12 protein-coding genes are annotated in these 10447 nt (G+C 66.1%); 6 read left to right on the forward strand and 6 right to left on the reverse strand.

Going from position 1 to position 10447, the window contains the following annotated elements:
• Positions 1-48: 48 nt before the first annotated feature.
• The 4 genes from pheS to RYH79_RS13670 form a co-directional block, all read right to left on the reverse strand.
• The gene (pheS, locus tag RYH79_RS13655) at positions 49-1569 is read right to left on the reverse strand and encodes a phenylalanine--tRNA ligase subunit alpha (protein ID WP_370900032.1); all 1521 of its coding nucleotides are present in this window, start codon (positions 1567-1569) and stop codon (positions 49-51) included.
• 25 nt (positions 1570-1594) lie between these two features.
• The gene (locus RYH79_RS13660) at positions 1595-2119 is read right to left on the reverse strand and encodes a phenylalanine--tRNA ligase subunit alpha (RefSeq protein WP_370900034.1); all 525 of its coding nucleotides are present in this window, start codon (positions 2117-2119) and stop codon (positions 1595-1597) included.
• 261 nt (positions 2120-2380) lie between these two features.
• The gene (locus tag RYH79_RS13665) at positions 2381-2743 is read right to left on the reverse strand and encodes an STAS/SEC14 domain-containing protein (protein ID WP_370900036.1); all 363 of its coding nucleotides are present in this window, start codon (positions 2741-2743) and stop codon (positions 2381-2383) included.
• Between the two features lie 577 nt (positions 2744-3320).
• Entirely contained in the window at positions 3321-3725 is a 405-nt protein-coding gene (locus RYH79_RS13670; protein ID WP_370900038.1) for a helix-turn-helix domain-containing protein, read from the reverse strand.
• 304 nt (positions 3726-4029) lie between these two features.
• Between RYH79_RS13670 and RYH79_RS13675 the strand changes: the two genes are divergently transcribed.
• Entirely contained in the window at positions 4030-4599 is a 570-nt protein-coding gene (locus RYH79_RS13675) for a DUF8170 family protein (protein ID WP_370900040.1), read from the forward strand.
• A gap of 21 nt (positions 4600-4620) precedes the next feature.
• On the opposite strand, the gene RYH79_RS13680 is transcribed toward RYH79_RS13675, so the two are convergent.
• A complete protein-coding gene (locus RYH79_RS13680; RefSeq protein WP_370900042.1) occupies positions 4621-5526 on the reverse strand; it encodes a serine/threonine-protein kinase RIO2 in 906 nt (301 codons plus the stop codon).
• 101 nt (positions 5527-5627) lie between these two features.
• Between RYH79_RS13680 and RYH79_RS13685 the strand changes: the two genes are divergently transcribed.
• The 4 genes from RYH79_RS13685 to RYH79_RS13700 all read left to right on the forward strand — a co-directional run bounded on the left by RYH79_RS13685 (position 5628) and on the right by RYH79_RS13700 (position 9057).
• Entirely contained in the window at positions 5628-7283 is a 1656-nt protein-coding gene (locus RYH79_RS13685) for a histidine kinase N-terminal 7TM domain-containing protein (RefSeq protein ID WP_370900044.1), read from the forward strand.
• Between the two features lie 214 nt (positions 7284-7497).
• Positions 7498-7881: a hypothetical protein gene (locus tag RYH79_RS13690; protein ID WP_370900046.1), complete on the forward strand. Its 384-nt coding sequence runs from the start codon at positions 7498-7500 to the stop codon at positions 7879-7881.
• A gap of 27 nt (positions 7882-7908) precedes the next feature.
• Positions 7909-8769 (forward strand): lipoate--protein ligase family protein, encoded by an 861-nt coding sequence (locus RYH79_RS13695; protein WP_370900048.1) that lies wholly within the window; start codon positions 7909-7911, stop codon positions 8767-8769.
• Positions 8770-8874: 105 nt separating this feature from the next.
• Positions 8875-9057 carry a hypothetical protein gene (locus tag RYH79_RS13700; protein WP_370900050.1) on the forward strand — a complete coding sequence of 61 codons (183 nt, stop codon included), beginning with the start codon at positions 8875-8877 and terminating at the stop codon, positions 9055-9057.
• A 75-nt stretch (positions 9058-9132) separates the two neighbouring features.
• On the opposite strand, the gene RYH79_RS13705 is transcribed toward RYH79_RS13700, so the two are convergent.
• Entirely contained in the window at positions 9133-9405 is a 273-nt protein-coding gene (locus RYH79_RS13705; RefSeq protein ID WP_370900052.1) for an amphi-Trp domain-containing protein, read from the reverse strand.
• Positions 9406-9595: 190 nt separating this feature from the next.
• Here RYH79_RS13705 and RYH79_RS13710 point away from each other — a divergent pair, with 190 nt between their 5' ends.
• The gene (locus tag RYH79_RS13710) at positions 9596-10429 is read left to right on the forward strand and encodes a deoxyribonuclease IV (RefSeq protein WP_370900054.1); all 834 of its coding nucleotides are present in this window, start codon (positions 9596-9598) and stop codon (positions 10427-10429) included.
• Positions 10430-10447 lie beyond the last annotated feature (18 nt).

Below are 10447 nucleotides of genomic sequence, written 5' to 3' on the forward strand. Positions count from 1 at the left end.
CCATCTCCGTCTCCGTCGGTCGGGTCGCGTCGGTCGTCGCTCGATCCATCAGTACGGCACCTCCGCGTTCCGCAGGAACTCCAGGTCCGCGAGCGTCCCGTGGAGGTCGCGGATGTCCTCGGCGCCCGTGGCCAGCATCGCCAGCCGTTCCAGAGCGAGCCCCCAGGCCATCACGTCGCCGTCGACACCCAACGGCGACAACACCTCCTCGCGGAAGATCCCGGAGTTGCCGATCTCGATCAGTTCGCCCGTCTCCGGGTGTTCGCCGAACAGCTCGAAGCTCGGTTCCGTGTACGGGTTGTAGTGGGGCTTGAACTGCACGTCCGTGATGCCGAACTGGCGGTAGAACTCCTCGAAGGTGCCCATCAGATCCCGGACGGACAGCTCGTCGGCCAACACCCACCCCTCGATCTGGAAGAACTCCAGGAGGTGGGTGGCGTCTAAGGTGTCGTTGCGGTACACCTTCTCGACGGAGAAGTAACGCTGTGGCGGGTCGACGTCCTCGCCGGCCACCCCCGAGAGGTACCGCATCGACAGCGACGTCGTGTGTCCTCGCAGCGCGACGGACCGCGCGAACGACTCACTCCACGGGGAGTGGTAGCCGTCGCCGTCCTCGCCGACACCGTCGCGGTGGGCCGACCCCACCCGGTCGATCAGCTCCTGTGGAATCTCTTCGGCCGGCCCCACGTCCAGCGCGAACCGATCCCAGTGGGTCCGAGCCGGGTGGTCCTGGGGCATGAACAGGCAGTCGTTGATCCAGAAGTCCGCGTCCGCGTGTGGGCCGTCCATCTCCTGGAACCCCATCCCGACGAGCACGTCCTTCACGCGGTCGGCGTACGACCGCAGAACGTGTCTCCGGCCGCCCTGTGTCTCCGGGGCGTCCGCCTCTACGTCGTACTCCGTGAACTCGACGTCCTCCCACTCGCCGGAGGTGAGCAGTTCCGGCGTGAGCCGATCCACCGTCTCGGCCGCCTCGACGCCCGTCATCAGCGCGTCGACACCGTCGTCGGTGAGCCGAATCTCTCGGGTCGTGCTGCTGTCGACTTCGGCGAGTCCGCGGGACTCCAGTCGGTCGTAGACGTTGTCGATCTTTTCGGGTTCGACTCTCGTCACTGGCTTCTCTGCGAGTTCTGCGAGCCGTTCGGTCTCACGGCCCATGTCGTCTGGATCGTACTCTGCGGCAGCAGTGATCTGACCGTCCTCGATTTCACCACAGCCCTTGCGGCTGTAGTTGGCGAGCGCAATGTCGACCTCCGGGCCACCGAGGTCCGCCTCGCCGATTGCTCGACCCATCTCAACCGGCTCACCGTCACTCAGTCGGGCGACAGCCCTGTAGAGTCGAATCTCTGGAAGCCCATCTTCCACGTACTGGCGTCCCTCGTCGGTGATGCTGACGTGCTGTACCCTCCGTTCGTTGATCTCGACCAGACCGTGGTCGCGGAGTTCGAACGCCGCCTGTGTGATCGACTGTCCATCGAAGCCTGTCTCCTCTGCGAGATCCTCGACAGACTGCCAGTCGTTCGCACTGACTGTGTTCAGCAGTTCGACCTGTTTTTCTGGAAGTTTCATCTCTTGGAGTCTCTCTGTTGTCTCGTCAGTTAGCAGTTCGGTGACGGTGCGTTCGTCGAGCGTTGTCGAGCCAAAGGGTTGGTGACTGACCCACCGCCGCGTTCGCATCCGTGTAGTCTAAATAGCTACAGGCACCAGCACGGTACGAGGGCGAGCGGTCAAGTGGACGACATTGCGCCAACCTTCCAGACGAACTCTGTCGAGGTTGAAGTGCCAGGCTGATGTCCACCTCGTCGCCCTCCAGTCCGGACGCGCCGACGACCTGTCCCATCGGCGCGGACTCGTCGGCCGCGCCGGCGTCGACGGCGGCGTGGTACAGTTGTACTTCCGGAAGCGTGCCGTCGGCGTAGTCGCGCCCCTCGGCGGTGAGCGCCACCGTCTCCGTCGTCGTCTCGCTGACGGCGACGAACCCCTCGTCTCCGAGTTCGAACGCCGCCTGCGTCACCGTCTCTGGTTTCTCGCCGAGCTCTGCGGCGAGGTCGTCGATTCCCCTCGCTTCCGTCGCGCTTGCCGTCTCCAACAGCGCGACCTGTCTCTCCGGTAGTTGCATCTGAGTGTCGTGGTGTGTGTCGCGTCGTCAGTTAGCGGTTCCGGGACGGAGCCGTCTGTCCGCCCGTCGCGTCGGTCGGTTTCCCGCGGGCCGTCGCGTCGGCGGCGGCGCCGCGGTCCACCGGCCTCAGACGCGACCGAAGAAGAACCCGGCGTCGCCGCTGGCCTGCTCGCGGGCGGTGCCGTCGGTGGCGAGTCCGGGTGCCATGTGTGGCTGTGACGCCGGCCGCGGCAAAAAACTGTCGTGGGCTCGCCACCGACTCTACCGTGCCGCGAGCCACGCCTCCGCCTCGTCGCGGCTGTCGGTGACGGTGCGCTCGATGTCGTCGCCTTCGGTCGCCTCCATGACGTTGTCGACGGACATCGCCGCGACGACGGACTCCGGGTAGACGACCGCGAGGTGTTCTAGCCCCACCTCCTCCGCCCGCGGCGCCCAGTCGGTGAACGACCACTCCTGGTCCTCCTGGTCGAGTGTCCCCATCTCGCGGGAGTCGCCGAGCATCTTGATCGCGTTCCGCTCTCGAGCCAACTCGATAGCCGCGTCCATCGCCTCGCGGAACGGATCGTCGGAGACGAATCCCTCCCACTCCAGCACTACACTGTCCAACGTCTCGTCGTAGTACACCTCGACCGCGTCCCCCTGGTAGTACGGTATGCACGTGAGACAACGTCTAGCAAGAAAAAGGAGTAACGGATTTGCCAATCTGACGCTTCGGTCACGAGAGTCGGCGGTCCGTCCGCCGGCCCCGAGTCCGTCGGGCAGTCACGACGCAGTGGGCCGTGGTGCGCACGGGAGTGCCGTCACGCGAACTCGCGGACGGACTCGAGCTTCCCCTCGCGGGTCGCCCTCCCGCGTCACCGTCGCCGGTTTCTTGTCGAGCCCCGCCGCGAGGTTATCGGTTCGGTTCGTCTCGGTTGCGTTATCCGTCCCCAAGGACGCAACCCGTCTCTCCGGTAGCTGCATGTGACTGTCGGGTGTCTGTCGCGTCGTCGGTTAGCGGGTCCGGGACGGAACCGTCCGTCGTGTGTGAGGCCAGCGGACCGCTGTGGGTCGCCGCCGCGACCCCCGGCGAGAGATCGACCGACGCGACGAGAGAAAGACCCGGTCTCGGCGCTGGCCTGCTCGCGGGTGGTGCCGTCAGTGGGGCGTCCGAGCGCCATGTGTGTCCGTGGCGGCCGATTCAGGACGCAGTCGCAGGCGTTCACTCTCGGTCCGGGCGTGGCGCGTCCGCGTACCGCTCAATCTCCGGTGTTGTCTCTAGTCGCTCGTACATCTCCCCTAGCGTTCCCTCCGCGCCGAGGAGGTCGAACCGCTCTAGCAGCTCCCGTCCCGTGTCCGTGAGCCCGTAGAAGCGGTACGGGAGGTCCCGGGTTCGTTCGCTCTCTGGGAGCGTGACTGTCTCGACGAGATCGTTCTCGATCAGGGTGTCGAGGTGCTCGCGGATCGTGCTACGGCTCTTAGTTGGGTTGACGTAGTCGAACTCCCGGAGCGTCGGTAGCTGCTCGGGGTGCGAGAGGATGTTCTGGACGAGGACGAATCTCGTCTCCTGAGTGAGGACGTTGACTCGTACTCTCGTCGATTGTATGTCCTCGTCTCTTCCATCCATCGAAACGGGTTCGTTTGGTTTCGTGCTGTGTGACATCTTAGACTCTTACTACGATCTTGCTTGTCAGTGAGTACAACCGGCGGAGTTCGATCCAGCCCCGTCGTACACACGTCAGTCTGTTCGCGTTGCTTCTCTGCCTCTGTAGTTCACGAGTGGCCGGTCGACCGGCCACCCGTGAACTGGCAGGTCCTCTGCTGTATACAGATACGTATCCAAGCAAGTATAGTCTTTTCGGCCTGAACCACATCGGTTCACACCGATGTGGTCGTAAGCCACTTAAATCCGACTCTCCTATCACTGCGACATGACGGACACAAACTCTTTAGACGTGAAAGAACGAGCGCGAGAGCACTCGACGGGCGAACTGACTCCGAGCGAGTACGAGGCGCTCAATCACTACCGGGCGGATTGGGCGGACGTAGCTGCCACGGCCGAACACCGAGTGTTCGTTCTCGGGAGCTTCGCAGAAGATGATGTCCGCCGTGTAAACGAGGTGAAAGAGTACGTGAACCAGCGAGCTGGCGATGGGCTGGTCGCGTACAGAATGGACGACTTCGTTCAGACCGAACAACAGCAGCTGAACGCCCTATTGAAGTTCAAACTGCTGGCGGACGACTCCGACCAGATTGTCCTCGTCTGTGAACACGACAGAGGAGGTCAAGTGGTAGAGCAGGTGCTGCTGGTGGAGTCGAGCGCCTACCGAAACAAGACTCACATCTTGAAGCGACGTTATCCCGACGAAGAGGAGAAAGAGCACTACAGTTGGATGCAGTCGAACGGAGTGTTCGAGGTTTTTTCTCGCCACGGTCACGTCCACGAGTGGCGGTCTCCAGAGGCGTTCTCTGAGACAGTCGAGCTACTCTTCGATAGCTAACCTCCGACGGGAGCCTCAGTGTCACGCGAACTCGCGGACGGACTCGAACGCACCGTCCCGAATCGCCTGCGCGACCGCCCGCTCGTCGACCGCGGGCGTCTCGTTGGGGTACTTCCGGGCGAAGTACCCGATCAGGTTCTCCACGTCCCGATCCAGCAGTTCGCCGGCGTTCTCGTGGTCGGTGTCGACGGACTGTGGCCAGTCGAAGATCACGACGCCGTCCTCGCCGACGGCGACGTTGTACTCCGAGAGGTCGGCGTGGACGTAGCCGGCGCGGTAGGCGGTGGCGACCTCGCGGAGGATCAGATCCAACACGCCGACGACCTGTTGTGACTCCAGACGGGCGTCCGCCAGCTCCGGCCCGGGCAGCTTCTCCATGACGATGGCGTGGCGGTTGTGGTCGATCGGCCGCGGGACGGACACGTCCGGGTACAGCGTCTCCAGCGTCTCGTGTTCTCGTTCGGCCGCCTTCCGGGCGGTGTACAGCCAGGAGACGTGGTCGCGGTCGGCGGTGTAGTCGCGGGACTCCATCACCTCCCGGAAGTTGGTGTACCCCTCGCGGTGGAACTTCAGCGCGAACGAACGGTACGACGACACCTCGTACACGTCCGACTCCTTGCCGACGCCGAGCGGGGCGCCGACCCCCTCGACAGTGTCGCGCTCGGCGAACGTGTGGAGCGCGAGCGCGTCGTACCCCTCGAAGGCGAGTCGGTAGCCGTCGTACTGGATCGTCTTCCCCTCGACGAGGTCGCGGTCGCTACAACGGTCGAGCCTGTACGCCGTCTCCTCGTCCGTGAGACCGGCGAACTCCGGCAGCTTCTCGCGGGCGACCCACTCCGAGAACCGCATCCCCTGCTCGACGCCCGAGAGGAGGTAGAAGTCCTCCGTCTCGAGTTCGCGGACGACGCCGGCGACGTTCTCGACCATACCGACGGTCGGCGGTCGAGCGGGAAAAGCGTCGCGTCGTCGGAGCGTAGCAGCGTTCTTCGATTGAAATAAGTTGCTCCAGTCGTACTGTATGTGTACTCATGCTGTCCCCGTCGGGAGCGTACACGACGGCGACGTTTCTGGCCGCGGGGGTGTCGTTGGCGGTCGCGGCGCGCGTGTACGGTCGTCGGGAGCCGTACGCGGAGTCGTTCGTCGGGCTGATGATCGCTATCGCCGCCTGGTCCGGGCTGTACGGCGTCCAGCTGCTCGTGTCCGGGTTGGCGACGCGGCTCTCCGTGTTCCGAGTGATCGCGGTCGTCGGGGCGACGGTCCCGACGCTGTGGCTGTGGTTCACCGTCCAGTACACTGGCGCCGACTGGCTCGCCGACGCTCGTGAGGTGTTGCTCCTGGAGCCGGCTGTGTTCGTCGTGGCCGTCGTGACCAACCCCGCCCACGGGCTCGTCTGGGGGAGTCCGCGACTCGCCGTCGACACCGGCGTCACGTCGCTCATCGTCACGTTCGGGCCGGGGTTCCTCCTGCACGCGACGTACTCGTACCTCCTCGTCGCCGTCGGGCTCGTTCTCGTCGCTCGTGTCGCCGTCACCGGCCCGGTCGTCTCCGCTCGACAGTCCGCGCTCCTGATGCTCGGAGCGGTTCCGCCGTTCGTCGTCAACGTCGTCGAACTGCTCGTCGGTGGGCCGATTCCGGTCGACACGACGCCGTTCGCGTTCGTCGTCACCGGCGTCGTCTGGGGGCTGGCGTTGTTCCAGTTCGACCTCCTGCGCCGGACCGCCCCGGCACGGCGCCAGGCACTCGAGGGTGTCGACAGCGGGTTGATCGTCACGGACGAGACGGGGGAGGTGGTCGAGATCGACGAACTCGCTCGCCGGGTGTTCGACGGGGAGCCGACGGTCGGCGACAGTCTCCGACCGACGGTGGCAGACGGGGGCGACGGCGGCCTGCGGGGGCTCGACGGCGGCGACCGGACGGCAGTGATCGACGACCGTCGGCGCGTGTTCGACACGACCGTCGAACCGTTGTCGGATCACCGCGGTCGGACGACTGGCTACGCCGTCGTCGTCCACGACGTGACGGCGCGGCACGCCTCGCGGAAGCGCTTGGAGGTAGCGAACAGGGTGTTGCGGCACAACCTCTCGAACGACCTCAACGTCGTCGTCGGCTACGCCAACCACGTCACCACACGGAGTGACGACTCGGAGGTACGAGAGGCAGCGACGAAGATCCACGCCGCCGCGACGGGTCTGTTGGAGACGAGTGAGAAGGCCCGGGTGCTCGTGAACTCCGAGACGAGCACCACCGACCCGGTCGCGGTCGAGCTGACGGAGCCGACCCGTCGTGTCGTCGAACAGTTCGAGTCGGTCGCCGACGTGCGTCTCTCCGTCACGGACGCGACCGCGACGGTCGAGAGCCGTCGAGACTACCGTACCGCGCTGTCGAATCTCGTCGAGAACGCGGTCGAACACCACGACGGCGACCCGACCGTGTGGGTCGAGGTGACGACCGACACGGACGCCGACGAGGTGGTCGTGGCCGTCGCCGACGACGGGCCGGGCGTCCCGGACACGGACCGGCTCGCCGTCGTGCGCGGCACCGAGACCCCGTTGGAACACGCCAGCGGGCTCGGACTCTGGATCGCTCGGTGGACGGCGACGGCCGTCGGCGGCGAACTGTCGATCTCGGACCGCGAGCCGCGGGGAACGCGGGTGGAACTCCGGCTGCCGAGCGCAGAGTCGTGACGCGACACGTCGAGTGGGCCACTGCCACACTCTGTTCGAAGTTCGGTGGCTGCCGAGTACTCCGATTCGGTGGAACGGTGACTGTGCGAACGCCGGCGGCTGCGGATGCGTTCGCGGCCACTCTCACTGAGTACTGAGCGTTCAGTGTTCCCCGCTGACCCCCTCACTGAGAGACTAGAGAAGAAATTTACCACAGAGCGTTCGTGTCGAGCGTATGAGGTACGATCTGCCGGGTGTACTCGGAGCACTCGTCTGCACCGGACTTCTGTGTGTGGCTAGTGTTGTGTTCTCCCCTCTGGCGTACACATTACAGACAGCTCTGGTGCTCGTTACGGTTGCTTTTTTCAGTACGCTCTCTTTCGGGAGGGGCGGGGTCGAGCTGCTATCGACAGCGACGGCTGTCGTGTACGCCACGTTACTCTGCCTCTCCGTCGGTGCCGGCATCGCAGAGCAGGTGACGGCGGTGGACGTGAGTTCGTTCCTCGGGGGACCGCTGAGTGCGGGGGCGTTTTTGTTGTACCTCGCGTGTGTGTACGCGGTCGTGGCCCGGCGGCTCAACCCCGACGACGGAGCCGGCTCGGTCGCCGGCCGCAGTTGACTTGTGTGGCGCCGTCCGAGACCGGTCGTGACGACCGACACGGACACCGACCGAGCGGCCCCCGGCCCGTTGGCCGACCGCGACTGGCGGCTGATCCGCGAGGAGGCCCGCGACGGCCCGACACAGATGGCCTTAGACGAGGTCGCCGCCGAGACCGCCGCCGCGGGTGGCCCCCGCACCGTCAGGCTGTACCGCTGGGAGCCCTCCTGTCTCTCCTTGGGGCGCCACCAAGACCCCGGCAGCGTCGACTGGGACGCCTGTCGCGCGGCCGGCGTCGACGTGACCCGGCGGCCGACCGGCGGCGGCGGCATCTACCACGACAACTTCGGCGACGTGTCCTACTCGGTGATCGCACCCGCGGACGAGCTGCCGGGCGACCTGATGGAGTCGTACCACCTCCTGTGTGAGCCAGTGCTGGCTGCGCTGCGGGCGCTCGGTGTCGACGCCGACTACGCCGGAAGCGAACGGCCGACGATCCACCAGCCCGCCTGTTACCTCCGCGGGCTGAACCCCGCCCACGACGTTGTGAGCGACGGCGGCGCCGGTCGAAAGATCGCCGGCAACGCTCAACACCGTCAGCGCGAGGCGGTCGTCCAGCACGGGTCGATCTCCTTCGCGGTCGACGCCTCGGCGCACCTCGCTTGTTTCGCCGCGCCGGAGACGACGGCGACGGCGTTCCGCGACCGCGTCGCCGGCCTCGACGAACTCACCGACGCCGACCGGGCGACCGTCGTCGAACGGCTGGAGACGACACTCGCGGACTGGGCAGGAGGCGCCCCGGCAGGCGAGTGGACGGACGCAGAACTCGACCGCGCGGCGACGTTGGTCGACGAGAAGTACGGCCACGACGACTGGGTGCGGGCGGACCCGCGGGAGCTGCGAGGGTAGCGACGCCGGCGCGTCTCGCCGGTCGTCGGACTCTGTCCGTGCGAGCGGCGAGACGGTCGGGCGTGCGACGCTACGAACCGACTCACCGAGATACCGAGTGACACGATGGAGACACGCGCTCGACTCGCACTGATCGGACTCTGTCTCGTCACGCTCGTCGTGATGGGGACCGCGTACGCGCTCGGAGAGACCGGCGCGTACTGGTGGCCGCGGCTGGCCGTGACAGTCGGATCGCTCGGCTTACTGTCGGGTGACTCCCTCTGGCGACGCTGGACCGGGGTCGAGTGACGACAGACGGCAGTCACCGTGTCGTGGCCGTGCTCACGGCCTGCGTGTGGCCGAGCGGCAGGATCGTGGAGACGACTACTCGACTTCCAGCTCCTCGTTGGACCCCTCCTCCGACCAGCCGAGTTCGAGCCCGACGTTCAGTTCCTTCGATCCGTCCTGTGGGCCGTCGCGTTCCACCGCCACGCCGAACCGCGGGCGGACGGGCGGCTCCAGCGTGACGGCGTCCTCGCCGGCCTGTAGCGTGATCGGCGTCCCGTTCTCCAGGTTGTCGGCGATGGTCCGGAGGATGGTCGCCACGTCTGCACGTCGTCGCTCGTTCTCGACCTCGAACACGACTTCTTCTGACATACACGGACGCTACGCGCTCCAGGGAAGTAAATTCGTGTGTCGCTACAGTTTGTAACGAGACCGTGAGACGACGGGAACACGGACGTCGCCGCCGCTGGACGGGCAGACTCGTCACGTCGGCGTCGGCCGGCCACCGCCCCGGACCGCCGACACCGACGCGACTTTAGCACGCGCGACCCCACTGTCGTCCGTGACAGTCAACATCGGCGCACACACCTCCATCGCCGGCGGCGCGGACAACGCCGTCGACGAGCAGGCGGAGATCGGCGGCAACTGCGGACAGATCTTCAGCCACAGCCCGCAGGTGTGGCAGGACCCGAACATCGAGGACGACGAGGCAGAGCGGTTCCGGGCCGCCTCCACGGACCACGACATCGGGCCGTGGGTGATCCACTCCTCGTACCTCGTCAACCTCTGTACGCCGAAAGACGATCTCCGGGCCAAGAGCATCGACTCCATGCAGAAGGAGGTCGACGCCGCAGCCAAGCTGGGAGTCGACTACGTCAACGTCCACCTCGGCGCCCACACCGGTGCCGGCGTCGAGCAGGGGCTGGACAACGCCGCGAGCGCGCTGGACGAACTGGACGTGCCCGACGAGGTGACGGTGCTCGTCGAGTCCGACGCCGGCTCCGGCACGAAGCTGGGCGGCGAGTTCGACCACCTCGCGGCCGTCCACGACCGGACGGACCTGGAGATCGGCTTCTGTCTCGACACCGCTCACGTATTCGCGGCCGGCTACGACCTGTCGACGCCGGCCGCCGTCGACGAGACGGTCGCCGCCTTCGACGAGACCGTCGGGCTCGAACACCTCCACTGTCTCCACCTCAACGACTCCAAACACGAGTGCGGGACGAACAAGGACGAACACGCCCACCTCGGCGACGGTCACATCGGCGACGCCGGCGTCGATCGGATCGTCAACCACCCAGACCTCCGAGAACTGCCGTTCGTGTTGGAGACCCCCACCGAGGACGGGCGTAGCTTCGCGTGGAACGTAGAGCGCGTCCGGGAGCTGCGGGCGTAGACCGCCGGAGCTTTGCCG

Source organism: Halobaculum sp. MBLA0143 (genome assembly GCF_041361465.1).
Taxonomy (GTDB): Archaea; Halobacteriota; Halobacteria; order Halobacteriales; family Haloferacaceae; genus JAHENP01.